Below are 24,007 nucleotides of genomic sequence, written 5' to 3'. Positions count from 1 at the left end.
CTCCGTGGACATCGGTCGGCGACCCTGACGGGACTCGAACCCGCGACCTCCGCCGTGACAGGGCGGCGCGCTAACCAACTGCGCTACAGGGCCTTGCTGTACTTCTTGGTGCGTGCCCCCAACGGGGTTCGAACCCGTGCTACCGCCTTGAAAGGGCGGCGTCCTGGACCACTAGACGATGAGGGCTCGTGCTCGCTGGAGGCAGGGAGAACAATACACAACGCCGAGGGGGTCTCCGGACGGGGGTCCGTGGGCGCGTCGCCGGAAGCGTCCGGGCTGGTCTCGCAGTGGTCGGCGTGTGGTGCACCGGGCCGGTGGTCCCGGGCTGTCAGGGTGGGCGCATGCGCCGCCGCCTGCTCGCCGTCGTCCCCGTGTCCGTGCTCGTGCTGCTCTCCGGGTGCGGCGACCCCGCGACCCAGGAGTCCGGCAGCGCCAGCACGACGTCGGCCGCTGCGACCGGCACCTCCGCCCCCGCGCCGAGCACCGGGGCGCCCGCGACCAGCGACCCCGAGGGGGTCACGGACGCGCCGGCCTTCCCCGCGGACACCGCACCCGACACCGGGGACGGCGTCGCCGGCCAGGGCCCCACCGTCGTCACCGCGCTGCGGGTGGGCGACCAGGACGGCTTCGACCGGGTCGTGTTCGAGCTGTCGGGCACCGCGGCGCCCGGCTGGGACGTCGCCTACGTGGACGCGCCCACCGCCGAGGGCAGCGGCGAGCCCCTCGACGTCCCGGGCACTGCGTACCTGCGGGTGCTCCTGACCGGCGTCACGAACCCCTACGAGGCGCCGGAGGTCACCGAGGTGCCCCGCGGGGGCGTCGCCGGCCCGGGCGCGGGCTCGGTCGCCGGGGTCTTCTACGACTCCACCTACGAGGGCCAGGCGCTGGCCTACCTCGGGCTGACCGCCGAGAAGCCCTTCCGGGTCTACGCCCTGGGGAACCCGTCCCGCCTCGTCGTCGACGTGGCCGACTAACCCAGCGAGGCGGTCAGCTCGACACCGTCGGCGGTGACCGCGGTGCAGGTCAGGCTCAGCGGGCCGGCGGTGACGCTCTCGCCCTCGGCGCAGCTGACCTCCGCGCTGCCGACCGAGAGGGTGGCGCGGTCGTCCTGGGTGCCGGCGAACACCAGCGAGGTGCCCAGGATCTCGGCCTCGGAGCCCTCGCCGGTGAGCGAGGCCGTGCACTGGCTCCCCGAGCACGACACGTTGTTCGAGGTGAACGAGCACCCGGCCAGCGCGGCCAAGGACAGCGCCCCGGCCAGCAGCGGTCCGGCGGCCCGTCGGGCGCGGGCGGTCGTGGTGGTGGCGGCCGTCGTCATGGCCGGGAGCGTAGGGCTCAGCCGGTCGGGCCGGCGGGAGCCACCGAGGGTGCGTCGGTCGGTGTCCCGTCGGTGGGCTGCTGGTCAGGGCCCTGTGTCGGGATCCCGTCGGGGTCCGTCGACGGCTCGTCCCCGGTCGGCAGCGGGTCCACGTAGAACCGCTCGATGGTCACCTCGGACTGGCCCAGACCGCCGAGGGTGATCTCGTCCCAGGCGGTCAGCTCGCCGGTGGCCGGGTCCAGGTAGAGCACCGAGCACGACAGCGGGGTGGGCTCCTCGCCCTGCAGCCCGCGCAGCCCCGCGCCGCCGGTGGAGCCCTCGACCATCAGCCGGGTGCCGTCCTCCAGCACCGAGACGTCGCGCTGGTGGGTGTGCCCGGCGAGCACCAGGTCGACGACGCCGTCCAGCGGCGGGGCCTGCTTCGGGTCGTGCACCATCGCGACCGCCGGCCGGTCGTCCAGGGTGTCGATGTAGTCGACCAGCTCCTCGCCGGACTCCTCCAGCGTCTGGGTGCCCTCGTCGGCGTCCTTGTCCGGGGTGAAGCGGGGGTCCGGGGCGCCGACGACCTCGATGCCGGCCACCGTGGTCGAGGAGTCGTCGAGCACCACGGCGTTGGGCTGGGCCTGCACGGCCAGCGCGGTGGCGGCTGAGTCGTGGTTGCCGCGGATGAACACGTAGGGGACGCCGAGGTCGCCGATCCACCCGAAGGTCTGGCTCTCCGCAGAGCTGCCCCAGTCGACGATGTCACCGGTGTCCAGCACGCCGTCCACACCGAACTGGGTCACCACCTGCTCGACCAGGTCCGCCCCGGAAGGGGCCAGGTGGATGTCGGCGACGTGCAGCAGGGTGACGCTGTCCCCGGTGCCGGAGGGGTCGGGGAGCGTGGAGACGGCGGAGTAGAGGGTGCTGACGTTGGCCACGAGGTCCTCGAGGGAGGCCCGGTAGGCGTCGTAGCGGGCGACGATGTCCTGCGCGCTGCCGATGAGGCTGTTGGCGTTGACCAGCAGTCCGGTGTACGTCGGCTGGGACAGCGCCTCGGGGCGCCAGGTCGCGGCGCCCAGTCCGGCGGTGCCCACCAGCAGCACGGTGGACATGCCGACCGCGATCAGCGGTTCGCGCTTGCGGCGCAGCGCGATCAGCGAGAACAGCGCAGCCCCGCCGATGCCCGCGGCGGCGGTGGTCCAGACCAGCTGGACGACGGCGGACTGCAGGTCCGCGCTGACGCTGTCGACGACGCCGTCGAGCTGGCTGGGGTCGGTGGCCAGCGCCTGGGCGCGCAGCTGGTCGACCCGGCGGAGCTGGACGTCCAGGCGCAGTGGGCCGTCGTAGGCGTCGACGGCGAGGGCGCCCAGCGGCGGGATCTCCAGCTCGGCCCCGCCACCGGTGGAGGGGGTGAAGGCGACGGTGGCGTCGAAGGGCCCGATGGGGGCCTCGACGCGGGCGAAGAGGAGCACGCCCAGGGTGGCCCCGATGAGGGCGACGACGATGCGCTGCAGCCAGCGGACCGGGGTGCGCAGGCGGCTGCGGCGGGCGGCGGGGGCCGGTGCCGGGTCCGGGGCGGGGTCGACGTCGTCGCTGGTCGGCCCCGGTGTCGTCACCGCGACCACGGTAACGAGGCCCGCCCGGGACCGCGCCCGGACGCGACCAGGCTCACGCCGTCGCCGGGGCACTCGCCGGGGCACCCGCCGGGGTGGGCGCGCCAGGGCGCGGTCGGGCGCCGGGTGCGCGCCGGGACGGCGGTGGTCTGGAGGACGCCCGAGTGGTCGCGCGCTCGCGCGGCCGGTGCGCGCCCATGACGGGCACGGGGCCGCGACAGCAGTCTGGGCGCGCACCCGGTGAGGGGTGCGCGCCCAGACGGTGGCTCAGGAGGTGATCTTGGCGCTGATCTCGGCGAGGCGACGGCCCTGGTAGCGGGCCGCGGCCAGCGCCTCGTCGGAGGCGGCGTCGGCGTTGCCGGCCGAGGGGGCCGAGGTGCCGTAGGGGTTGCCGCCGGCAGCGAACAGCAGCGGGTCGGTGTAGCCCGGGGGCACGATCACGGCGCCGAAGTGGGAGAAGACGTTGAACAGCGTCAGGATCGTCGACTCGTTGCCACCGTGGGTGTTCTGCGCGCTGGTGAACGCCGTCGCGCCACGGTTGGCGAGCTTCCCGGTGGCCCACAGGCCGCCCAGGGTGTCGATGAACTGCTTGAGCTGCGCGGACGGCGTCCCGAAGCGGGTGGGGGTGCCCAGGGCGTACCCGTCGGCCCACTCGAGGTCCTCGGGCTGCGCGAGCGGGACGTCGGCGACGGCGTCGGCGTGTGCACGCCAGGCCGGGTTGCTGTCGATGGCGGCGTCCGGGGCGGTCTCGGCGACGCGGCGCAGGCGCACCTCGGCGCCGGCCTCCTCGGCACCCTGCGCGAGGGCCTGGGCCAGCTGGTGGGTGTTGCCGGTGGACGAGTAGTAGACGACGGCGATCTTGGTCATCGGTGGTGCCTCCGCGGTCTCGGGACGATTGCGTCCTCAACCACCTACCCCGGTGACCGCCGGGCTACCCGCGCTGGAGCGAACGGCCGGTGAACACCCAGGCCCGCAGGGCCACGAAGCGGACCAGTCCGATCAGGCCGGTGACACCACCGATGAGCAGCACGTTGACCTGCCAGGAGGTGTCGCCGAGCAGCTGGTGTGCACCGGCGAGGGCCAGCGAGGTGGCCACCAGGCCGACGACGGCGAGACCACCGCCCTCCCACTGCGCGGTGAACCAGGAGACCCGGCCGTCGGCGTGGAAGGTGAGCCGACGGTGCAGCTCGTTGGCCAGCAGGGTGGAGCCGACCGCCCCGACGAGGTTGGCCGGCTGGTCGCCCATCGAGTCGAAGGCGATGAAGAGCACCGCGTAGAGCGCGCTGGACAGACCACCGACGACGACGAAGCGGGCGAACTGTGCGCTGCCGGCGTCGCCATCGCGCAAGGCCGTGAGGAGGGCCCGGACCCGGTGGGCCGACTGGTCGGCCACATCGGAGACGGCGTCCACCGCGGGGTGGCGGCGGCGCAGGGTCGGGCAGGTCACGGGGTTCTCCAGGTGCGGGGTGGTGCGGTCGGCGCGGGTGTGCTGGTCATGTATACGAGACCAACCCCTGCGGAGGATGTGCATTCCCGGTGTGACCCGTACCAACCGTGACGGTTGTCACCTGCAACAGAACCGGCGTCGCTCGCCACCGGGCGGGCTCGTGGTCGCGCGGCACCATGGGTCCATGACCGTCACCTCGCTGCTGGAGCTGTCCCTGACCCCTGCCGCCGTCGACGACGTCGACGGTACGAACCGGCTGATCACCGCGACCCTGGAGGCGACCCGGGCGTTCACCGGGTGCCTGGGCGTCGACGTGCTCGTCGACGTCGACGACCCGGCCCACGTCACGGTGCTCGAGCGCTGGGAGAGCATCGAGCACGACGACGCCTACCGGGCCTGGCGCCAGACCCCGGACGGTGCCTCGCAGCTCGGGTCCCTCCTCGCCGCCGCACCCCGGCTGACCCGGTACGCCGCCGTCGACGGCGTCTGAGTCCCAGCCGCGCAGCGTCAGACCGCCCGCGGCTCTGGCTGTTCTGGAACACCTTCGGTCCCCGTTTGGCCAGGTCAGCGGCCAGTTGGCCTGGAGGGTGCTGCGGCCGTGCCGATGTCTGCTGCGTCCCAGCGTCGGCGACCAGTCGGGCGCGGTGTACCGGAAGAGGCCAGACCATGACCGCTCCACGCCTGGCCACCGCCCTGCGGCTGCGGTCGCTGCGGGCCCTGCTGGTGCTCGTCGTCCTGGCCTGCAGCACCGTGCCCCTCGCCGGGTTGGGTGTCTTCGCCTGGCAGCGCAGCGAGGGCGACTGGGTGCGCAACTCCGGGGAACTCCTGCAGAGCGAGGCCCGCTCCACGATCGACAAGATCGACCGCAACCTCTTCGAACGCTACGGGGACGTGCAGGCCTTCGCCTTCAACCCCGACGCCTCCGCCGGACCCACGACTGTCGCCCGGGCCGCCGACTTCTACAGCCGCAACTACATCATCTACGACCTGCTCCTGGTCGTCGACCCGGGAGGCCGAGTGGTCGCCGGCAACAGCGTCACGGGTGACGGGGCGCCCGTCGATCCGGCGGCGTACGCCGCCGTCGACCTGTCCACGCGCCCGTGGTTCGCCCAGGCGCTGGCGCTGCCGGCGGGACAGACGCACGTCCAGGACCCCGAGATCGACCCGCTGGTCAGCGGCGCGACCGGCCGGGACGACCCGACGCTGGTCTTCGCCGCCCCCGTCTACGGTCCCGACGGCCAGCCGCAGCGGTTGTGGGTCAACTGGGCGTCGGTGCCCCGGGTGATCGACCAGATCATGGGCGAGCAGGTCGCCGGGCTGGCCGCCCGCGGGCTGGACGTCACCGCCCAGCTGCTGCGCTCGGACGGCGTCGTGCTGGCCGGACCTGGTGCTGCCGAGGCCCTCGACCTGGCCGCGGCCGGTTCGCCAGCCGCCGCCTCGGTGGTCGGCGGCGGGTCCGGGTTCGGTACCGACGAGCTCACCGATGGCACCGGCGGGGACACCGAGGAGGTGCGCGGCTGGTCGGCCTCACAGGGTGCCCTCGGCTTCGCCGGCTACGGGTGGGGCGTGGTGCTCAGTCAGGAGCTCGCCGATGCGGTGGCGCCGGCGTCTGCCCTGCTGCGGGCGGTGCTCCTCGTGGCCGTGCTGGTCGCTGCCGGGGTCGCCGTGGTGGCCCTGCTCGTGGCCCGCGCTCTGACCCGTCCGCTGGACCGCGCGGTCGCTGTCCTGGAACAGGTCGCCGACGGTGACCTGCGCCCGCGGCTGCCTGAGACCGGCACCGACGAGCTGCGGACACTGGCCGTCTCCCTCAACCGGTCGTTGGAGAACGTGGGGGGCGCGCTGGGCGGCCTGCGCGACCGGACCACCGACTTGTCCACCGCCTCGGACCAACTGCGTGGCCTCGCCGACGACGTCGCCCGGGACGCCGCCCACGGCACCGAGGTGGCGGGCGCCGCGCAGGCAGCCACCGAGCTGGTGAGCGACAACGTGCGCACCGTCGCGGCAGGCGCCGAGCAGATGGGCGCCTCCATCCGTGAGATCGCCCACTCCACCTCCGAGGCAGCCCGCGTGGGTGCCACCGCAGTCCGCGTGGCGAGGGAGACGACCGCGCAGGTCGCCCGGCTCGGCGAGTCCTCCCGGCAGATCGGGGACGTGGTCAGGGCCGTCACCTCGATCGCCGAGCAGACCAACCTGCTGGCGTTGAACGCGACCATCGAGGCAGCGCGGGCCGGGGAGGCCGGTAAGGGCTTCGCGGTCGTGGCGAACGAGGTCAAGGAGCTCGCCCAGGAGACGCAGCGGGCCACCGAGGACATCACCCGCCGGGTCGAGGCCATCCAGGCCGACACCGCCGGAGCTGCGGCCTCGATCGCGGAGATCACCTCGATCGTCGAGCAGGTCAACGACCACCAGCACACCATCGCCTCTGCGGTGGAGGAGCAGAGCGCGACGACGGCGGAGATGAGCCGCAACGTCACCGAGGCCGCGGTGGGCACCGAGGGCGTCAGCGGCGACGTCCGCACGGTGACTGTTGCGACCCGGTCGACCGCAGCCTCGACCGACCAGACCCGGGAGACTGCCGCCGCGCTCAGCGCGATCACCGAGGAGCTGCGCGGGCTGGTCTCCCGTTTCGACCTGCCCCAGCGGGCCGCGGACGCGGCTGTCTGAGGGCGGATCCCGGTCGGGCACTCTCGGAGGGTCGTGATCGGTCTCGGATCGAGGCGTTCCGGGACGGCGGCGCTGGGTAGTCCGCCGCCATGAGCCTGCTCGGGATCCTGGACCGCCTCGCCGACGTCACCTCGCTGGACAAGGCGGTGGAGCCCGCCCGGACCGCCGTCGACCGGTTGCTGCGCCCCCAGGGGCTGAAGGACGCCCTGCACGGCACGTGGCTCGGCCACCCGCTGCACCCCGTCCTCGCCCAGGTCCCGGTCGGCAGCTGGGTGTCCGCGGGTCTGCTGGACCTGGTGCCCCCGTTGCGCCCGGCCGCGACCGTGCTCATCGGGACCGGGGTCGCGGCGGCCGTGCCGACCGCGCTGGCCGGGGCCGCCGACTGGTCCGAGCAGGAGGTGGGCGTCCGCCGGGTCGGTGCGCTGCACGCCGTCCTCAACACCGCGGCGCTCGGGCTCTACGTCGGCTCGCTGGTCGCCCGCCGGCGCGGTGCCGGCACCGCGGGGCGGGTGCTGTCCTACGCCGGTCTCGCGCTGGCCTCGGGCTCGGCCGCGGTGGGCGGGCACATGAGCTACGCGCAGTCCTCCGGCGCCTCGCACGCCGTCACCTCTGCCCGCCAGCTCACCCACGACTGGATCGACCTGGGGCCGCTGGACGACCTGCCCGAGGGGCGCCCGGCGCTGCGGACCGGTGAAGGGCAGGGCGCCCCCGTGCCGCTGGCGGTCGTGCGCCGGGGCTCCCGGGTCGACGTCTTCGTCGGGGCCTGCGCGCACCTGGGCGGGCCGCTGGCCGAGGGCCGGGTCGAGCAGGTGGCCGGCCGGGACTGCCTGGTCTGCCCGTGGCACGACTCCGCCTTCGACCTGGACGCCGGGGAGCCGCGGCGCGGGCCGGCCGCCGTGCCGCAGGAGAAGCTCGACGTCCGGTACGAGGGTGGCCGGGTGCTGGCGAAGCTGGCGGGGCGGCACACCGAGGAGGGCTGACCGCGGGCCGCCGCGGACCTAGGCTGCGCGGCGTGCGGGGCGTCGCGGTGCTGGTCACGGTGGCGCTGGCGGGCGTGCTGGCACTGGCCGGGTGCGGGGCGGGCGAGGGTCCGGCCGCGCCGGCGAGCGCGACCGCCGTGCCGACGCTGCCCCCGGTGCCGGGGGTCGAGGGCGAGGTCGTGCGGTCCCGCACCGACGAGGCGCTCGGCGGGCAGGTGCAGGTGCGGTTGACCGACACCGGGGACGAGCCGTTCACGGTCACCGCGGTGGCGCTGCGTTCCCCCGGTTTCGCCGCCCAGCCGCTGACCCAGCAGACCGCTGTCTACCGGCCGGGGCTGACGATCGACCTGCCGGTGCCCTTCGGGGCGGTGGACTGCGCGGCCCCGGTCGCGCCGGTGGCCGCGGAGGTGGTGCTCAGCCGTGCCGGGGGGCCGGTGGAGACGGTGCTGGTGCCGTTGGCCGGGGACGTGCTGGACCGGGTGCACGAGCAGGGGTGCCGGGTGCAGCAGCTGCTGACCCTGGTCGACGTGGCCGTCGAGGGGCCCGTCGGCTCGGGGGAGGAGGTGACGGCGTCCCTGGTGCTGACCCGGGTCGCCGGCAGCCCGGACGTCGACGTCGAGGTGCGGGCCCTGGGGCGCAGCGTGCTGCTGGCTCCGACCGTGGACGACGGCCTGCCGGCGACGCTGCGGGCGGGTCGGGACGAGCTGGTGCTGCCGCTGACGGTGGAGCTGGTGTCCTGCGAGCCGCACGTGCTGGCCGAGACGAAGAAGCCGTTCGTCTTCCCGCTGACGGTGCGGGTGGACGGCGAGGACACCGTGCTCGACCTGCCGCTGGACGATGCGCAGCGGGACGGGCTGCAGGCCCTGGTCGACCGGGTCTGCTGAGTCCTCGGTCTCCGGTCGGGGCACGAGACGGGCCCGGCCCCGGACGCGGTCCCGGGGGAGGACCGGCCGGGGCCGGGTGCGTCCCGCCCGCACCACGCGGGGGAGGCGGGTGCGGGCGGGCGGGGAGGGGCTCCCGGTGGGGGGACCGGGAGCCCGGGGTCAGGGGTGCTGGGGCGCGGCGGCCGTGGCTCGCGAGCGGTCCCGGAGGCGCTGCACGGTGAGGACCGGTCCGGCGTGCGCCCGGGCCGCGGTGGAGACGACGGTCTCCCGGCCCAGCCCGCGCAGCGCGCGGACCAGTGCCGCGCCGGCGTGTACGGCCCCCGGGTCCCACGGGCCGCGGGTCGCGCGGCTCGCGGCGACCCGGCGGAGGGCGTCGGCGTCGAAGAGGGCGGTCTGGCCGCCCAGCACGCGGGTGACGTCGTCCTGGTCGAGGGCGGCCGCGGCGAAGGCAGCGGGGCCGCCCCGCCGGGCGCGCAGGAGCAGGCGGGCCGCCGTCGTGGTGCCCAACCGCAGGTCCACGGCGTAGCGGGCGACGACGGCGCCGGGCCGGACGGTGCGGGTCAGCTCGGTCTCCAGCTGCTGCAGGCAGTCCGGGGCGAGCACGGTGTCGGCCGAGACGACGGCGACCAGGTCGTGGCCGGCCTGCCAGCGACGCCAGCCCTGGTCCAGGGCGCCGGCGGTGCCGCCGGTGTTCTCCACGACCCGCATGACGGTGACCCCGTGGTGGCGGCGGGCGATCTCCTCCGTGCGGTCGGTGCAGCGGTCGGCGAGCAGCACCACCCGGTCGGGCACCCGGCTCTGGGTCAGCAGCGCCGACAGCGTGCGCCCGACGGTGGCCTCGTCGTCGTGGGCCGGGACGAGCACCAGCAGTCGGGCGGTGGGGCGCTGGGCCGGACGGTGCCGCACCCCGTGCAGGAGCCGGGTGACGGCCAGACGCGCGCCCCCGAGCCGCCGCGCCGCGCCGAGCGCCGGGGCCGCGGGCAGCACCGAGCCGGTCGTCGTCGGCCGTCGGGGGACGTCGAGGTCCTCGCTGGACACAGGTGGTGCTCCGTCCGGACGGCGTCGGTGGGCGTCACCGCAGGTGACTCAGCGACCGTAGGCAGCGCAGCGTGACGACGGCATCCCCTGACCGGGCGGTGCCTGCCCCCGACCGGGTGACCCAGCCCCGGGGTGACGACGCTGGGTGACGTCGCCGGGGTCTGGGAGACTCGTCCCCGCAGGGCCTCTAGCTCAACTGGCAGAGCAGCGGACTTTTAATCCGCGGGTTGTGGGTTCGATCCCCACGGGGCCCACCGCGCGGGTGTCGCGCCCGTCAGCAGAACCGGAACGACTCCGGGACTGACACCACCGGGGGGTCTCGTCCGGCCACCGCTCAATTACGGACCCGCTGGGCCCGAAGTACCGGACATGCGCTCGCCCCTGCCCCGGCCCGCGGCCCGCCGCGGGGTCCCGCTGGCGGTCCACCTGACCGCTCTCGTCCTGGTGCCCGTGCTCGGTCTGCTCGCCCTCGGCTGGGTGCTGGTGGCCGGCGCGGTGCACGACTCCCGGTCCGCCGCGGCGGCCGAGGAGTCCGTGCGCGCCGTCGCCCTGCTGGACACGGTCCGCAGCAGCATCGAGCAGGAGGTCATCCCGGTCCTGACCACCGCGGTGCTGGCCAGCCCCGAGACGCTGGCCGAACTGGGCCTCACGCCGGCCTTCGCCGCGATGGCCGGCCAGCAGGCCCAGGCCGCGGTCGAGACCACCCGCCAGGCCACCGACGACGCGCTCGACGCCGTCGCCGCGGACTCGCCGGCGGCCGGACCCGCCCGCCAGGCCGCAGCGGCCCTCGAGGCCCTGCGTGCGCCCGGCGCCGCCGGCACCGTCGTGTTCGCCGACGTGCTGGCCACCTACGAGGGCTACCTGCGGCTGTCCGACCAGCTCGGCGCCGACCAGCAGGACGCCGGCGCCGGTGCCGGCCGGCAGGACGTCTCCGCCGACACCCGTGCCGCCGTCGCCGACGTGGCCCTGGTCGCCCGCGCCTCCCAGGCCGCCAGCCGGGAGATCCCCCTCTTCCTGAGCACCATGACCGATCTGGACGAGCAGGTCGGTGAGGACACCTGGATCACCGCCCGCGCGGACTACCGCTCGGCGGCCCAGGCCCTCGCCGACCTCACCGACCCCGACCTGGCCGCCGCCTGGGCGGACACCGCGGCGCTGACCGCCGTCCGTGGCATCGACGACGCCTTGGAGAGCCAGCTGCTCCCGGGGGCCACCCCGCTCGTGGCGCTGCAGATGCTCACCCTGGTCACCCAGAACGCGGAGCGGTCGGTGGCCTTCGGCGCGCTGCTGGACACCGCCGTCGGCACCGCGGTGGACGCCGCCGGCGCCGACCGGGCCGCGGCCGACCGGGCCCGCGACACCACGCTGCAGGTCGGTGCGGCCCTGCTGGCCGTCTCGGCCGGTGCCGTGGTCTGGGTGGGCCGCTCGGTCTCCCGGTCGCTGGGCCGCCTGGCCGACCGCGCCCAGGAGGTCAGCCGCGGCTCGCTCGTCGACGTCGAGGTGTCCGGGCCCCGCGAGGTGCGGACCGTGTCGGCGGCCCTGCAGGCCAGCGTCGCCAGCCTGCGGCGCATCCAGGACCAGGCCGGGGCCGTCGCCGCCGGCGACCTGGACCACGCGCTGCTGGCCGAGCCGCTGCCCGGCCCGCTCGGCGAGGTCGTGCACGCCTCGGTCCAGCAGATCGTCACCTCGGTCCGGGAGCGGGAGGAGCTGCAGTCCGCGCTGGCCCACCAGGCCGCGCACGACCCGCTGACCGAGCTGCCCAACCGCGCCCAGGCCCGCCGGCTGCTCACCTCCGCCCTGCACCGGGCCCAGCGCTCGGGCGCCGCCATCGGCCTGCTGTTCGTCGACCTCGACGGGTTCAAGGCGGTCAACGACGGCTTCGGCCACGCGGCGGGCGACCACGTCCTGCGCACGGTCGCCGGCCGGCTGCACGACGGCGTCCGCTCCGGGGACGTCGTCTGCCGCCTCGGGGGCGACGAGTTCGTCGTCCTGCTCGAGCCCGTGGACGGCGAGGAGGCCCTGCTGGAACTGTCCGCCCGGCTGATCGAGGCGGTCTCCGCACCGATCACCGTGGGCGGGGCGACGATGGCGGTCGGCGCCAGCATCGGTGTCGCCGTGAGCCGGGACGCCGGGACCGACGGCGACGCGCTGCTCGCCCAGGCCGACGCCGCCGTCTACCGGGCCAAGGCCCACGGCCGGGGCCGCGCCGAGCTCTTCGACGAGGCGCTGCGGGCCCAGCTGGTCGAGCGTGCCGAGCTGCAGGCGGCCATCGCCGCCGGGTTGGCCGCGGGGGAGATGCGGCTGGACTACCAGCCCGTCTGCGACGTGGTCTCCGGTGCGCTGATCGGCTACGAGGCGCTCATCCGGTGGGACCGTCCCGGCCACGGTGTCGTCCAGCCCGATGCCTTCATCGCCGCCGCGGAGGCCTCCCGGCTGATCTGCCAGCTGGACCGGTGGGTGCTGCACGAGGCCACCCGCCAGCTCGCCGAGTGGCGCACCGGCACGGGCCCGGTCCGGCCGGGGGAGCCCACCGTGGCGGTCAACATCTCCGGGCGGCACCTGTCGGACTCCCGGGTGGTGACCGACGTGGTCGACGCGCTCACCGCCTCGGGCCTGCCGGCCGGGCTGCTGGTCGTGGAGATCACCGAGACCGTGCTGGTGGACGACCCGGCGGCGTACGCCCACCTGGCCGCCCTGCGGGACCTGGGCGTCGGCATCGCGATCGACGACTTCGGCACCGGCTACACCTCGATCGGGCAGCTGCGGCACATGCCGGTGGACACGGTGAAGATCGACCGCAGCTTCATCGCCAGCGACGAGCCCTCGCACCGCACCCTGGTCGCGCTGATGATCCAGTCCGCGCACGCCTTCGGTCTCACCGTCGTCGCCGAGGGCGTGGAGGACCCCGCCCAGCTGGCCCGTCTGCAGGCCGACTCCTGCGACCTGGCGCAGGGCTACCTGCTGGCCCGCCCGCTCGGGGTCCAGGCCGCCCACGCGATGCTGCTGGCCGGGCGGCAGGACACGACCATCGGCGTGTAGCCATCGACTTTCGATGGATCATCATCGATGATCGCTGCATGACGCCGACGACACCGCCGCCCCGCACCACGGACGTGCTGGTGGTGGGCGCGGGCCTGGCCGGCCTGCAGGCCGCCACCGGACTGGCCCGCCTGGGCCACGACGTCCAGCTGGTCGACCGCCGGCCCTCGCTGGCCGGCGCCATCCGGACGACCGGCATCTTCGTCCGCAAGACCCTGGACGACTACGACCTGCCGGCCGACTGCCTGGGCCCGCCGATCCGCCGGGTGGTGCTCTACCCGCCCAGCACCCGCGGACCGGTCGAGCTGCTCAGCCACCGGGACGAGTACCGGGTCGGCGACATGGCCGGGCTGTACGCCGCCGCCGCCCGCGCCGCGGTCCGCGCCGGCGTCCGGCTCACCCTGGGCACCCGCTACGTCGGCCGGGACGACGCCGGGGTGCACCGGCTCGAGGGACCCGACGGCCCGGCCCGGGTACGCGCGCGCTTCCTGGTCGGTGCCGACGGCGCCCGGTCCCGGGTGGCCCGGGAGCTGGGTCTGGACCGCAACGAGCGGCTGCTGGTGGGTGCCGAGGAGGTGTGGTCGCTGCCCGCCCGGGACGTCGTCCCGACGTTCCACTGCGTGCTGGACCCCCGGCTGGCCCCGGGTTACCTGGCCTGGGTCGTCGACGACGGCCGGCACGCCCACGTCGGCGTCGCCGGTCACGCCGAGCGCTTCCCCGACGGCATGCGCGGTGCCCTCACCCGCTTCTCGGCCACCGCACCGGGGCTGCCGCGGCACCGGTCGGGCGAGGTCGAGCGCCGGGGCGGCCCGATCCCGGTGGGCGGACTGCTGCGCCGGATCGGGTGCGCGGAGGGACTGCTGGTGGGCGACGCGGCCGGCGCGGTCTCCCCGCTCACCGCGGGCGGGCTGGACCCGTGCCTGCGGCTGTCCGACCACGCCGTCGCCGTGCTGGACGAGGCGCTGCGCACCGGGCGGTCGGAGCCGCTGCGCCACTACGACGGCGCTGCCCTGCGCCGGTCGTTCCGCGGCCGGCTGTCGATGCGGCGGGGGCTGTCGGCGCTGGGGTCACCGGCGCTGACCGAGCTCGCCTTCACCGCGCTGCGCACCCCACCGGGCCGGGCGGTGGCCCGGCGGGTGCTCTTCGGGGACCGCTCGTTCCCCGACGCCGTCAGCGGCGCACGCGCCGCCGGTCGGCCAGCACGAACGCCAGCAGTGCCAGTGCGATGACCAGCATCACGACCTCGCCCCACGGCCAGATGCCGCCGGTGTCGCCCTGCAGCAGCCGGTAGCCGGCGTTCCCGGCGACCAGGGCCGGCACGGCCAGCCACCACACCGGGGACTTGCGCGCCGGGGGAGCGTCCTCGTCGGTGGTCCCGTCGGTGGCCGGGTCGGGGAGGTCCTCGGAGGCGGGCCTGCTGGGCTCGGTCATGGCCCCGACGGTAGTGCGCAGGCTGGACGGCGCGGTGCCGCGACCGACACGATCAGGCCCATGGAGCTCCTGCCCCCGATCCCCTACGCCGGCTGGGCCGACACCCTGGCCACCGTGCACCGCGTCTCCCAGCTGGTGGGCCGGGTGCGGTTGCTGGCCAGCCCGCGGCGCAACCACTGGTGGAACGTGCCCCTGCACGTCAGCGGCCGCGGCACCACGACCCGGCCGATGGGCCTGGACCCGACGTTCACCATCGACCTGGACCTCCTCGACCACCGGCTGGACGTCAGCACCGTCGAGGGACGCCGGGTGTCCTCCAGCCTGCTGGGCCGCTCGGTGGCCGACGTGCACGCCGACCTCACCCGGGCGCTGGCCGAGCTCGGCATCGACGTCGACGTCGCCGACGCGCGCCCCTTCGACCTGCCCGACGCCGCCCGCCCCTTCGCCGCCGACACCGAGCACGCCAGCTGGGACCCCGTCGCGGTCACCCGGTACTGGCAGGTGCTCAGCCAGGTCTCCCTGCTGCTGGAGGAGTTCGCCGGCGGGTTCTCCGGCAAGACCAGCCCGGTGCACCACTTCTGGCACACCTTCGACCTGGCCCTGACCCGCTTCTCCGACCGTGTCGTCGCCCAGCCCGATGCCGACCCGGTCACCCGGGAGGCCTACAGCCGGGAGGTCGTCAGTTCCGGCTTCTGGTTCGGCGACCCCAGCCACCCCGACCCGGCGTTCTACTCCTACACCGCACCCGAGCCCGCGGGCCTGGAGCAGGACCCGCTGCCCGAGGGCGCGACCTGGCTGGCCCGCGGCGGCAGCCACCTCGCGGTGCTGCCCTACGACGTCGCCCGGGCCGCCGACGACCCGCGTGCCGCGGTGCTGGCGTTCTACGAGGCGGCCTACACCGCGGGTGCGACCCGGGCCGGCTGGGACGTGCCCGGGCTGGCCTGTGCCGGCGGGGTCAGCGACCCGACCGGGCCCGCCAGCCCTCGATGAGGCTGCGCTCGCGGTCGGCCGTCAGCCCGGCGGCGAGGCCGTCCGCGAGCGCGTGGTCCCACGACCAGGCCAGGGTGTCCCGCGCGGTCTCCAGCACCGGGCGGAAGGACAGGCCGGCCGCGAGGGCGGCCGAGCTGTCCACCGCCTCCTGCGGGATCTGGTCCTCGGGGAACCACAGCGGCCGGCGCTCCTCGGGCAGGTCGGCGACCTGGTCGCGCAGCCAGTCCTCACCGACCCAGACCAGCTCGACGTCGCCGGGCTCGGCGCCGGCGGCCACCTGGCAGGCGTCCAGCACGTCCCCGAGGGTCTCGGTCCGGCCGGGGCCGACGGCGTTGTAGGTCCCGCTGCCGCCCCGGTCGAGCACCCGCACGACCCAGTCGGCGACGTCGCGGGCGTCGCTGTACTGCACCGGCCGGCCGGGGTCGCCGGGCACCAGCACCGGCCCCTCCCGGGTGCCGGCGTGCGCCCGGGCCAGCCGCAGCGGCCAGTAGGAGAACCGGTCCGAGGGGTCCCGCGGGCCCACCATGATGCCGACGCGGGGCAGGAACACCGGGCCGTCGAAGGCCTCGTCGAGCACCTGCTCGGCGCCCAGCTTGGCCAGCGACCGCTCCTGCAGCGGGTCGTCGGCCGGCTCGGTGCCGGCCGCGCGGACCGGGGCGTCCTCGGCCGGGACGGCGGGGCCGGACGGGGCGTAGACGCTCATCCCGGACACGTAGCCGTAGACCCCGACGCGGCCCGAGAGCAGCTCGGCGGTCCGGCGCACGGCCGGCGTCCCCAGGTCGGTGTCGGTGTAGGTGTCCAGCACCGCGTCCCAGGTGCCGGTCTCCAGGGCGGACAGGTCGCCCTCCCGGTCGCCGGTGAGCGCGACGGCGCCCTCCACGACCGAGTCCCCGGAACGGCTGAGCACGGTCACCTCGTGGCCGTGGCCGAGGGCTGCCGTCACGGCGTGGTAGCCGAGGAACCCCCCGCCACCCAGGACCAGCAAGCGCACGGTGGTTCCCCTCGTCGACGTCCCCGGCGCCTACCCGGCCTCGGGAGGTCGAACCGCGCGCGTCAGCCCAGGACGGCGGAGACCCGGTCGGCGGCGGTGACCACCGCGGCGCCCACGACGGTGTCGTCGACGGTCTGGTCGACGAAGATCACCGCGAGTGCGCCGGCGGTCGAGCCGTCGGGGTGCCGCACGGGCGCGGCGACCGCCCGCATCCCGGGGATCACCTCGCCCAGCGACGACGCGAAGCCGCGGCGCCGGGCCTCCACCAGCTCGGGCCGGTCACCGGGCGCGGGCTCCTCGGGCACGAGCAGCGCCAGCCCGGTCGCCCCGAGCTCCACCGGGTGCCGGTTGCCGGGCCGGAAGGCCACGTGCGCCGGGCTGTCCCGGGGTTCGACGGCGTTCACCGTCACCGCCTCGGCGCCGTCCCGGACGACGAGGAACGCGGTCATGCCCAGCTCCTGGACCAGCCGGGCGAGCTCGGGGGTCGACGCGGCCTGCAGGGTGCGGCGTACCGAGCGGGACAGGCCGACGACGCCCAGCCCGACCCCGTAGCCGCCGTCGGCGTCGCGCTCGACGAGCCGGTGGGCCTCCAGGGTGCGCAGCAAGCGGTAGGCGATCGACCGGTGCACCCCCACGGCGGCGGCGACGGTCGCGATCGTCTGCGGCTCCCGGGTCGCCGCCAGGTGCTCGAGCACCCGGATCCCCCGGTCCAGCGTCTGGGACGCCGGCACCCCGCTCTCCTCGACCACCTGTCTCCCTCCGCGCACAGCCCGTCCGGAGATCGAACCACCCGCACGGCCCGACAGGGGTGACCGGCGTCATGGTGAGCCGTTGCACAGCGAGCAACGTTGCACACTGTGCAGCGAAGGAGTCTGATGTCCTCCGTGACGACGACGGGGCTGCGCGAGCGCAAGAAGGCCGACACCCGGGCCGCCCTGGCCGCCGCGGTGCTGCGCCTGTCGGTCGAGCGCGGCTTCGACCACGTGACCGTCGAGGACGTCACCACCGCCGCGGACGTCTCCTACCGGACGTTCTTCAACCACTTCGCCTCCAAGGAGGAGGCCCTGCTGCAGCCCGACGGCGCCGGCCGTCCCGGGCTGGCCGCACGGCTGGCCGAGGTGGACCCGGCCCTGCCGGTGCTCGAGGCGGTCCGGGTGGCCCTGCGGGTCGAGCTCGAGCGCTTCGAGGCCGACGCCGACACCTGGCGCGCCCGGTTCGCCGTCATCGCGGCCACCCCGGCGCTGCTGCCCCGCCTGGTCGAGCTGTCGGCCACCGACGAGCGCTCGGTGGCCGCCGCCGTCGCCGCCCGCACCGGCACCGACCCGGCCACCGACCTGTACCCCGGCCTCGTCGCCGCCGTGCTGAGCGCCGTCTCCCGGGTCGCCGTCATGCGCTGGCACGCCACCACCGACGTCCCGCTGGCGGTCGTGCTGGACGAGGCGCTGGACGCCGTCGCCGCCGGCCTGCCCACCCCCTGACCCCGACCCCGCACACCCGAGAACCAGAGAAGGAAGGCACCACACCGTGACCACCACCCAGGACCCCGCCGCGGGGACCGCGGCCAGCACCCGGGCGGTGATGGACCGGCGCCAGGTGCTGCAGGCCCTGTCCGGCCTGATGATGGGCGTCTTCGTGGCGATCCTCGCCGGGACCGTCGTGTCCAACGCGCTGCCCACGATCATCAGCGACCTCGGCGGCAGCCAGTCCGTCTACACCTGGGTGGTCACCGCCGAGCTGCTGGCGATGACGACGACCGTCCCGCTGTGGGGCAAGCTCGCCGACCTGTTCAGCCAGAAGCTGCTGGTGCAGTCCTCGCTGGGCCTGTTCGTCGTCGGCTCGCTGGCCTCCGGGTTCGCCCAGGACACCACCATGCTCATCGCCGCCCGCGTGGTGCAGGGCATCGGCGCCGGCGGCCTGACCGCGCTGGTGCAGATCGTGATGGCCGCGATGATCCCGCCGCGCGAGCTGGGCCGGTACGCCGGCATCTTCGGTGCCGTCTTCGCCGTGGGCACCGTCGCCGGGCCGCTGATCGGCGGCGTGCTGGTCGACACCTCGTGGCTGGGCTGGCGCTGGTGCTTCTTCATCGGCGTGCCGTTCGCGCTGCTGGCCATCGTGCTGCTGCAGAAGACGTTGAAGCTCGCCCAGGTGAAGCGGACCGGCGTCCGGGTGGACTGGTCAGGCGCCCTGCTGATCACCGCCGGCGTCTCCATGCTGCTGATCTGGGTGACCCTGGCCGGCAACAGCTACGAGTGGGTCTCCGCGCCCAGTGCGCTGCTGGTGCTGGGCGGCCTCGCCGTCCTCGGCCTGGCCGTGTGGGTGGAGTCCCGGGTCGCCGACCCGGTCGTGCCGCTGACGATCTTCCGCAACCGCACCGTCGCGCTGACCGTCGTCGCCAGCGCCCTGGTCGGCATCGCGCTCTTCGGCGGGACGGTGTTCCTGAGCCAGTACTTCCAGGTGTCGCTGGGCTACTCGCCGACCGCCGCCGGGCTGCTGTCGCTGCCGATGATCGCCGGTCTGCTGGTGTCCTCCACCGTCGCCGGCCAGCTGATCACCCGCACCGGGCTCTGGAAGCGCTACCTGGTCACCGGCGCCGCGCTGATGACCGTCGGGTTCGGCCTGCTGGCCACCATCGGCGCGGACACCTCGATCGTGCTCATCGGGGTCTACATGCTGGTCATGGGCGCCGGCGTCGGCATGCTCATGCAGAACCTGGTGCTCGCCGCGCAGAACGACGTCCCGGCCGCCCAGCTGGGCTCGGCCACCTCGGTGCTGTCCTTCTTCCGCAGCCTGGGCGGCACCATCGGCGTCAGCGTGCTCGGTGCGGTCCTCGCCGCCCGGGTCAGCTCCGACCTGGGCGCCCTCGGTGGCGGCGGGTCCGGCGAGGCCGCCGTCCCCGACGTCTCGACGTTGCCGCCCGAGGTGCAGACGGTCGTGCAGACCGCCTACGGCAACGCCACCGCCGAGCTGTTCCTCATCGCCACCCCGCTGGCCGCCCTCGCCCTGCTGGTCGTGCTCTTCGTCAAGGAGAAGCCGCTGAAGACCACCACCGGCGCGCAGCGGCTGGAGGAGGAGCGCGCCGCCTCCTGAGCGGCCGCCCCCCGGCGGGCGTGGTCTCATCACGGGGGTCCGGCAGAGTCGCCGGGCCCCCGTGCCACGTCTGAGGAGATGCATGTCCGAGGTCCTGCTCGAGGTGGCCGACGGCGTCGCCGTCGTCACGCTGAACGCCCCCGACCGCCGCAACGCGCTCACCCCGGCCATGGCCGCCGAGCTGATCGCCGTGTTCGACGAGGTCGACGGCCGCAGCGACGTCGGCGCGCTGGTGCTCACCGCGGTCGGGAAGAGCTTCTGCGCCGGCGGTGACGTGCAGACCCTGCTGGACGCCGGCAAGGACCCCGCCGCCCCCGACGCCTACGCCGGCATGGGCGCCATCTACGACTCGTTCTACCGGCTGGGCCAGGTCCAGGTGCCCACCATCGCCGCCGTCCGCGGCTCGGCCGTGGGCGCCGGGATGAACATGCTCCTGGCCGCCGACCTGCGGATCGTGGCCACCGACGCCCGGCTGCTGTGCGGCTTCCTCAAGCGCGGCCTGCACCCCGGCGGCGGGCACTTCGTCATCCTGTCCCGGCTGATCGGCCGGGAGGCCGCCGCGGCCATGGCGCTGTTCGGTGAGGAGGTCAGCGGCACCCGCGCCGCCGAGCTCGGGATGGCCTGGGCCGCCGTCGACCCCGAGGACGTCGAGCCCCGCGCCCGCGAGCTGGCCGCCCGGGTCGCCGCCGACGCCGAGCTCGCCCGGGTCGCCGTGGGCAACTTCCGCAAGGAGACCGGCCCGCCGCACGTCAGCTGGGAGGTCGCCACCCAGTTCGAGCGGCCGGCCCAGATGTGGTCGATGCGCCGCTCCGCCGGCTGAACCGGCTCGCCGGGGTCGCCCACGCCCTGCTCGTCACCCTCGCCGCGGTCGGGCTGGCCCTCGCGCTGCCGGCCCGGCCGGGGGAGGGCGGAGCCGCCCACCAGCTGCTGCTGGGGTCCGGGATCGCGGCACTGGTCTGGTCCTACGCCGGCCTGGTGCTCGGGCTGGTCGCCGGGTCCCGCCGTCCGGCCGTGCCGGGACGACGGACCACCCTGGTCGCGGTGCACCGCCAGCTCAGCCTGGCCGTCCTGGCGCTGACGCTGGTGCACGCGGTCGCGTCGGTGGTGGGCCTGCGCGGCGGGTCGTGGCTGGTGTCCTTCGTGCCGCAGACCGCCGAGGTCGGCCGGCTGGGCTGGTCGGCCGGCATCCTGGCGTTCTACCTCGCCGTCCTGCTGGGCCCCAGCTGGTACCTGCGGTCCCGGGTGCCGCGGCGGGCCTGGCTGCTGGCCCACCAGGCCGCCGCACTGACCTACGTGCTGGGCCTGTTCCACGCCCTGGCCCTGGGCGGTGACCTGCGTGCCGAGGGCTGGGTGCGCACCGCCGTGTGGGTGGCCCAGCTGCCGCTCTTCGCGCTCTTCGCCGTCCGGCTGCTGGCGCCGCACCGGCGGGTGGAGTCCCCGCTGGCCCGGCAGACCACCCCACGCCAGCGGGCACTGCGGGACGCCGCCGTGCTGGGCGTGCTGACGGCGTCCCTCGCGCTGCTGCTCGTCGTCCTGCTGGCGGTGCAGCCGGGCCTGGCGGGCTGAGCGGCCTCAGGTCGTCTTCTGGTCCTTGGGCTCGGCGCGGGCGTCGAGCTGGATCTCCTTGTCCGCGCGCGGCACGCCCTCGCGCATCTCGATGGTCCGCTCGCGCTCGGCGTCCAGCTCCAGGCCGACCAGCAGCACCAGGTTGGTGATCCACAGCCAGACCAGGAAGACCACGACGCCGGCCAGCGCGCCGTAGGTCTTGTTGTAGCTGCCGAAGTTGGCCACGTAGAAGGCGAACAGCGCCGAGGCGACGATCCACACGACCAGCGCGAAGGCGGCGCCGGGGGACACCCAGCGGAACCCGCGCAGCCGGACGTTGGGCGTCAGGTAGTACAGGATCGCGATCATGATCGCGACGATCACCACCATCACCGGCCACTTGGCGATGTCCCAGACGGTGGTCGCGGTGCTGCCCAGGCCCAGGGCGTTGCCGATGGCGTCGGTGAGCGGCCCGGTGGCCACCACCGACAGGGCGATGAGCACCACGAAGAGGATGCCGATCAGGGTGACCAGCAGCTGCAGCGGCTTGAGGACGTAGAACGTGCGCCCCTCGGGGGTCTCCCAGATGACGTTGGCCGCCCGGGTGAACGCCCCGACGTAGCCCGACGCCGACCACAGCGCACCGGCCAGGCCGACGACCAGGCCGATGCCGGCGGTGGAGGTGCTGCCGGCGACCTGCTCGATGACGCCGCTGAAGGTGTCCGCCGCCGTCCCCGGCGCCACCTGGTCCAGGACCTGGGTCAGCGCGTCGGTGACCTGCTGCGGGTCGAACACGAGGCCGACGATCGAGACCAGCGCGATGAGCGCCGGGAACATGGCCAGCACGAAGTAGTAGGTGAGCGAGGCGGCCCAGTCGGTGAGGTTGTCCTCGCTGACCTCGCTGACGAGCCGCTTGAACGTCCCGCCCGTGGTGGCCTTCCCGCCCGCGCCGCGGGGCGCGTGGTCGGCCCGTCCGCCGTCGCTGATGCGGTCGTCCTGCGGGACGGTGTCCCGGTGCTCGGGGGTGCTGCTGGTGCTGCTGGACATCGTGGCTCCCGGCGTCGCCGCGGGACGGTGGTCTCCCGTCCGGCGGTGCATGCCCGCCGCGCGGCCGTCCAACCCCTCAGCGGATGCCGGACACCGGCGACCACTCGCCCGCGCACGCGGTGGCCTGCTCGACCTCGGCCAGCTCGTCGGGACGCCGTCCGCCCCTGCGGCGCTCGCCGAGGATGCCCCAGGTGGCGACCGCGGCCGTGACCAGCGCACTGCCCGCACCCAGCAGGGCGACGATCGTGAACGACCCGCTGCTGGGCAGCCCCGTCGCGTCGGCGGACCCGGCGACGACGGTGATGATCAGCGCGCTGGCCAGCGCACTGCCGACCGACCGGGTGATCGAGTTGACCCCGTTGGCGACGCCGGTCTCCGCCGGCTCCACCGCCTGCACGACCAGTGCCGGCAGCGCGGCGAAGGCCACGGTGACGGCGAGCTGGGTGAGCAGGCCGACGACGACCACCACCCAGGGCTCCGACCGGGCGACGGCGAACAGCACGAACCCGACCAGCCCGGACGCCGCCCCGATGAGCAGCGTCGTCTGCCCGCCGATCCGGGCCACCACCTGGCCGGCGAAGGGCGCCAGCACCACCCCGGCGATGCCGCCGGGGAGCAGGTAGACCACGGCGGCCTCCAGCGTGCTGGCGCCGAACCCGTAGCCGGCCGCCGCCGGCACCTGCACGAACTGGGTGACGGCGAGGAAGGAGGCGAAGAGCCCGAAGCCGGTCATCAGGCCGGCGGTGTTGGGGACCAGCATCCGGCGGTCGGCCAGCAGGCCGGGCCGGACCAGCGGGTGGGTCCGACCGCGCAGCAGGAAGACCCAGCCGGTCAGCACCACCACCGCGCCGACCAGGCAGCCGACGGTCTTCACGTCGCCCCAGCCCCAGGTGTGCCCCTGGGACAGCGGCAGGAGCAGCAGGACCAGCCCGACGCCCAGCACCAGTGCGCCCCACCAGTCCACGCCGCCGGTCGCACTGGCCGCCCGCGCGGGCAGCACCCACCAGGCCAGTGCGAACGCGGCCACCGAGATGCCCAGGCCCAGCCAGAACGGGTGGTGGTAGTCCCCGCCCTCCGACGTCAGCAGGCCGGTGACGACCAGGCCGATCACCCCGCCGACGGCCAGCGTGCTGGACACGATCGACATCGCCACGGTCAGCCGCCCCGCGGGCAGCTCCCGGCGCAGGATCGAGATCGACAACGGGAACAGCCCGTAGGAGGCGCCCTGCAGCACCCGGGCCACGAGCAGCAGCGGCAGCGACGTCGTCAGGACGGCGAGCAGCGTGCCCGCGGTGATGACCGCGAGTACGCCGAGCACCACCCGACGCTCACCGAGGGTGTCCCCGAGCCGGCCGATGACCGGGGTGAGGACGGCGGCCGCGAGCAGGTTCGCCGTCAGCACCCAGCCGGCCGCCCCGGCGTCGACGCCGAGCTGCTCGGCGATCACCGGCAGCATCGGGACGACGAGGGACTGCAGCAGCGAGAGCGTGGTGACGCCGAGGGCCAGCGTGAAGACCAGCAGCCCGACGGCAGGGGTGCGGGTGCGCACGGGACCTCCAGGGTTCGACGAGCGGGTGGTTGCACCACTCACCCGTCATGACACCACGGCCGGGTGACCGCGCGGGGCCCCCTCGTTGGGAGCGGCGTCACACGGTGTTCACCGGACTTCCCTCGATCAGGGTGGTTCGACTGCCGAAGACGGGGGCAACAACGTCTGTGATGAAGTGCTGCCGGCGGTGCCGGGAGCTGTTGGACGACTCTGGGAGACGAACCCGATGGTGCTGTGGCCGGCCGTGACCCTGGTGGGGTTCCTGCTGTTGACCGCCCTCGTGATCGCGATGGGGACCCACTCGACGGCGCGCTACGAGCAGGAGAAGCGGGCGGCTGCCGCCCCCCGCTCCCGGCACGCGGCCCCCGAGCAGGCCCGCGCCACCGCGAACGCCTAGAGCCT

23 protein-coding genes and 3 tRNA genes are annotated in these 24,007 nt (G+C 75.0%); 14 read left to right on the top strand and 12 right to left on the bottom strand.

Translation table 11 applies throughout. From position 1 onward, the window contains the following. Window positions 1–19: 19 nt before the first annotated feature. Both ASG41_RS03595 and ASG41_RS03590 read right to left on the bottom strand, forming a co-directional pair. Window positions 20–93 (bottom strand) — tRNA-Asp (locus ASG41_RS03595). A 20-nt stretch (window positions 94–113) separates the two neighbouring features. Then, window positions 114–186: transfer RNA gene (locus ASG41_RS03590), tRNA-Glu, on the bottom strand. 155 nt (window positions 187–341) lie between these two features. Here ASG41_RS03590 and ASG41_RS03585 point away from each other — a divergent pair. Further along, window positions 342–974: a hypothetical protein gene (locus ASG41_RS03585; RefSeq protein WP_157518925.1), complete on the top strand. Its 633-nt coding sequence runs from the start codon at window positions 342–344 to the stop codon at window positions 972–974. Here ASG41_RS03585 and ASG41_RS03580 read toward each other — a convergent pair. The 4 genes from ASG41_RS03580 to ASG41_RS03565 form a co-directional block, all read right to left on the bottom strand. Next, window positions 971–1,318 (bottom strand): hypothetical protein, encoded by a 348-nt coding sequence (locus tag ASG41_RS03580; protein ID WP_056289675.1) that lies wholly within the window; start codon window positions 1,316–1,318, stop codon window positions 971–973. The two genes, ASG41_RS03585 and ASG41_RS03580, sit on opposite strands and share 4 nt — an antisense overlap. A 17-nt stretch (window positions 1,319–1,335) precedes the next feature. Beyond that, window positions 1,336–2,916 (bottom strand): metallophosphoesterase, encoded by a 1,581-nt coding sequence (locus ASG41_RS03575; RefSeq protein ID WP_056289672.1) that lies wholly within the window; start codon window positions 2,914–2,916, stop codon window positions 1,336–1,338. Between the two features lie 264 nt (window positions 2,917–3,180). Next, window positions 3,181–3,780 (bottom strand): NAD(P)H:quinone oxidoreductase, encoded by a 600-nt coding sequence (wrbA, locus tag ASG41_RS03570; protein WP_056289670.1) that lies wholly within the window; start codon window positions 3,778–3,780, stop codon window positions 3,181–3,183. Between the two features lie 64 nt (window positions 3,781–3,844). Then, on the bottom strand, window positions 3,845–4,360 hold the full coding sequence (locus ASG41_RS03565; RefSeq protein ID WP_235564428.1) for a GtrA family protein: 516 nt from the start codon (window positions 4,358–4,360) through the stop codon (window positions 3,845–3,847). Between the two features lie 184 nt (window positions 4,361–4,544). On the opposite strand from ASG41_RS03565, the gene ASG41_RS03560 reads away from it, so the two are divergent. The 4 genes from ASG41_RS03560 to ASG41_RS03545 all read left to right on the top strand — a co-directional run bounded on the left by ASG41_RS03560 (window position 4,545) and on the right by ASG41_RS03545 (window position 8,888). Next, a complete protein-coding gene (locus tag ASG41_RS03560; RefSeq protein ID WP_056289667.1) occupies window positions 4,545–4,850 on the top strand; it encodes a putative quinol monooxygenase in 306 nt (101 codons plus the stop codon). A gap of 176 nt (window positions 4,851–5,026) precedes the next feature. Then, on the top strand, window positions 5,027–7,024 hold the full coding sequence (locus ASG41_RS03555; protein WP_056289664.1) for a methyl-accepting chemotaxis protein: 1,998 nt from the start codon (window positions 5,027–5,029) through the stop codon (window positions 7,022–7,024). 89 nt (window positions 7,025–7,113) lie between these two features. Beyond that, window positions 7,114–8,004, top strand: a complete 891-nt coding sequence (locus ASG41_RS03550) for a Rieske (2Fe-2S) protein (RefSeq protein WP_056289662.1) — start codon at window positions 7,114–7,116, stop codon at window positions 8,002–8,004. 32 nt (window positions 8,005–8,036) lie between these two features. Further along, window positions 8,037–8,888: a hypothetical protein gene (locus ASG41_RS03545; protein WP_056289658.1), complete on the top strand. Its 852-nt coding sequence runs from the start codon at window positions 8,037–8,039 to the stop codon at window positions 8,886–8,888. 159 nt (window positions 8,889–9,047) lie between these two features. On the opposite strand, the gene ASG41_RS03540 is transcribed toward ASG41_RS03545, so the two are convergent. Continuing rightward, on the bottom strand, window positions 9,048–9,926 hold the full coding sequence (locus ASG41_RS03540; protein WP_056289654.1) for a glycosyltransferase: 879 nt from the start codon (window positions 9,924–9,926) through the stop codon (window positions 9,048–9,050). Between the two features lie 181 nt (window positions 9,927–10,107). Here ASG41_RS03540 and ASG41_RS03535 point away from each other — a divergent pair. The 3 genes from ASG41_RS03535 (at window position 10,108) to ASG41_RS03525 (ending at window position 14,194) form a co-directional block, all read left to right on the top strand. Further along, window positions 10,108–10,180 (top strand) — tRNA-Lys (locus tag ASG41_RS03535). Window positions 10,181–10,295: 115 nt separating this feature from the next. Then, complete coding sequence (locus tag ASG41_RS03530) at window positions 10,296–12,965, top strand: bifunctional diguanylate cyclase/phosphodiesterase (RefSeq protein WP_056289651.1); 2,670 nt, start codon at window positions 10,296–10,298, stop codon at window positions 12,963–12,965. A gap of 38 nt (window positions 12,966–13,003) precedes the next feature. Next, entirely contained in the window at window positions 13,004–14,194 is a 1,191-nt protein-coding gene (locus ASG41_RS03525) for an NAD(P)/FAD-dependent oxidoreductase (protein WP_056289648.1), read from the top strand. Here the strand turns inward: ASG41_RS03525 and ASG41_RS03520 are convergent. Then, window positions 14,136–14,396 carry a hypothetical protein gene (locus ASG41_RS03520; protein WP_056289646.1) on the bottom strand — a complete coding sequence of 87 codons (261 nt, stop codon included), beginning with the start codon at window positions 14,394–14,396 and terminating at the stop codon, window positions 14,136–14,138. The two genes, ASG41_RS03525 and ASG41_RS03520, sit on opposite strands and share 59 nt — an antisense overlap. Before the next feature lie 60 nt (window positions 14,397–14,456). Here ASG41_RS03520 and ASG41_RS03515 point away from each other — a divergent pair, with 60 nt between their 5' ends. Then, window positions 14,457–15,386: a DUF5996 family protein gene (locus ASG41_RS03515; protein WP_056289643.1), complete on the top strand. Its 930-nt coding sequence runs from the start codon at window positions 14,457–14,459 to the stop codon at window positions 15,384–15,386. Here the strand turns inward: ASG41_RS03515 and ASG41_RS03510 are convergent. Further along, window positions 15,352–16,377 (bottom strand): hypothetical protein, encoded by a 1,026-nt coding sequence (locus tag ASG41_RS03510; RefSeq protein ID WP_056289641.1) that lies wholly within the window; start codon window positions 16,375–16,377, stop codon window positions 15,352–15,354. The two genes, ASG41_RS03515 and ASG41_RS03510, sit on opposite strands and share 35 nt — an antisense overlap. Window positions 16,378–16,439: 62 nt before the next feature. Then, a complete protein-coding gene (locus tag ASG41_RS03505) occupies window positions 16,440–17,108 on the bottom strand; it encodes an IclR family transcriptional regulator (protein ID WP_235564426.1) in 669 nt (222 codons plus the stop codon). A gap of 144 nt (window positions 17,109–17,252) precedes the next feature. Between ASG41_RS03505 and ASG41_RS03500 the strand changes: the two genes are divergently transcribed. The 4 genes from ASG41_RS03500 to ASG41_RS03485 all read left to right on the top strand — a co-directional run bounded on the left by ASG41_RS03500 (window position 17,253) and on the right by ASG41_RS03485 (window position 21,030). Beyond that, window positions 17,253–17,855: a TetR family transcriptional regulator gene (locus ASG41_RS03500; protein ID WP_056289635.1), complete on the top strand. Its 603-nt coding sequence runs from the start codon at window positions 17,253–17,255 to the stop codon at window positions 17,853–17,855. A 46-nt stretch (window positions 17,856–17,901) separates the two neighbouring features. Continuing rightward, on the top strand, window positions 17,902–19,464 hold the full coding sequence (locus tag ASG41_RS03495) for an MDR family MFS transporter (protein WP_200938685.1): 1,563 nt from the start codon (window positions 17,902–17,904) through the stop codon (window positions 19,462–19,464). An 82-nt stretch (window positions 19,465–19,546) separates the two neighbouring features. Next, window positions 19,547–20,284, top strand: coding sequence for an enoyl-CoA hydratase/isomerase family protein (locus tag ASG41_RS03490; RefSeq protein ID WP_056289631.1), 738 nt, complete (start codon window positions 19,547–19,549; stop codon window positions 20,282–20,284). Then, on the top strand, window positions 20,257–21,030 hold the full coding sequence (locus ASG41_RS03485; RefSeq protein WP_056289628.1) for a ferric reductase-like transmembrane domain-containing protein: 774 nt from the start codon (window positions 20,257–20,259) through the stop codon (window positions 21,028–21,030). The genes ASG41_RS03490 and ASG41_RS03485 overlap by 28 nt, the downstream gene beginning before the upstream one ends. A gap of 6 nt (window positions 21,031–21,036) precedes the next feature. On the opposite strand, the gene ASG41_RS03480 is transcribed toward ASG41_RS03485, so the two are convergent. Beyond that, entirely contained in the window at window positions 21,037–22,056 is a 1,020-nt protein-coding gene (locus ASG41_RS03480; protein WP_082556492.1) for a YihY/virulence factor BrkB family protein, read from the bottom strand. 76 nt (window positions 22,057–22,132) lie between these two features. After that, entirely contained in the window at window positions 22,133–23,605 is a 1,473-nt protein-coding gene (locus tag ASG41_RS03475) for an MFS transporter (RefSeq protein WP_157518923.1), read from the bottom strand. A gap of 226 nt (window positions 23,606–23,831) precedes the next feature. On the opposite strand from ASG41_RS03475, the gene ASG41_RS24090 reads away from it, so the two are divergent. Continuing rightward, complete coding sequence (locus ASG41_RS24090; protein ID WP_200938684.1) at window positions 23,832–24,002, top strand: hypothetical protein; 171 nt, start codon at window positions 23,832–23,834, stop codon at window positions 24,000–24,002. Window positions 24,003–24,007 lie beyond the last annotated feature (5 nt).

The organism is Modestobacter sp. Leaf380 (genome assembly GCF_001424485.1).
In the GTDB taxonomy this organism is placed as follows: Bacteria; Actinomycetota; Actinomycetes; order Mycobacteriales; family Geodermatophilaceae; genus Klenkia.
Note: the sequence above shows the minus strand (reverse complement) of the source record. Positions and strands in the feature narration are given on the sequence as shown.

Excerpts from the sequence above, each read along its gene's own strand:
- ASG41_RS03585 (WP_157518925.1), top strand. The coding sequence starts at position 342 with ATGCGCCGCCGCCTGCTCGCCGTCGTCCCCGTGTCCGTGCTCGTGCTG.
- ASG41_RS03580 (WP_056289675.1), bottom strand. The coding sequence starts at position 1,318 with ATGACGACGGCCGCCACCACCACGACCGCCCGCGCCCGACGGGCCGCC.
- wrbA (WP_056289670.1), bottom strand. The coding sequence starts at position 3,780 with ATGACCAAGATCGCCGTCGTCTACTACTCGTCCACCGGCAACACCCAC.
- ASG41_RS03560 (WP_056289667.1), top strand. The coding sequence starts at position 4,545 with ATGACCGTCACCTCGCTGCTGGAGCTGTCCCTGACCCCTGCCGCCGTC.
- ASG41_RS03555 (WP_056289664.1), top strand. The coding sequence starts at position 5,027 with ATGACCGCTCCACGCCTGGCCACCGCCCTGCGGCTGCGGTCGCTGCGG.
- ASG41_RS03550 (WP_056289662.1), top strand. The coding sequence starts at position 7,114 with ATGAGCCTGCTCGGGATCCTGGACCGCCTCGCCGACGTCACCTCGCTG.
- ASG41_RS03530 (WP_056289651.1), top strand. The coding sequence starts at position 10,296 with ATGCGCTCGCCCCTGCCCCGGCCCGCGGCCCGCCGCGGGGTCCCGCTG.
- ASG41_RS03525 (WP_056289648.1), top strand. The coding sequence starts at position 13,004 with ATGACGCCGACGACACCGCCGCCCCGCACCACGGACGTGCTGGTGGTG.
- ASG41_RS03520 (WP_056289646.1), bottom strand. The coding sequence starts at position 14,396 with ATGACCGAGCCCAGCAGGCCCGCCTCCGAGGACCTCCCCGACCCGGCC.
- ASG41_RS03515 (WP_056289643.1), top strand. The coding sequence starts at position 14,457 with ATGGAGCTCCTGCCCCCGATCCCCTACGCCGGCTGGGCCGACACCCTG.
- ASG41_RS03500 (WP_056289635.1), top strand. The coding sequence starts at position 17,253 with ATGTCCTCCGTGACGACGACGGGGCTGCGCGAGCGCAAGAAGGCCGAC.
- ASG41_RS03490 (WP_056289631.1), top strand. The coding sequence starts at position 19,547 with ATGTCCGAGGTCCTGCTCGAGGTGGCCGACGGCGTCGCCGTCGTCACG.
- ASG41_RS03480 (WP_082556492.1), bottom strand. The coding sequence starts at position 22,056 with ATGTCCAGCAGCACCAGCAGCACCCCCGAGCACCGGGACACCGTCCCG.
- ASG41_RS24090 (WP_200938684.1), top strand. The coding sequence starts at position 23,832 with ATGGTGCTGTGGCCGGCCGTGACCCTGGTGGGGTTCCTGCTGTTGACC.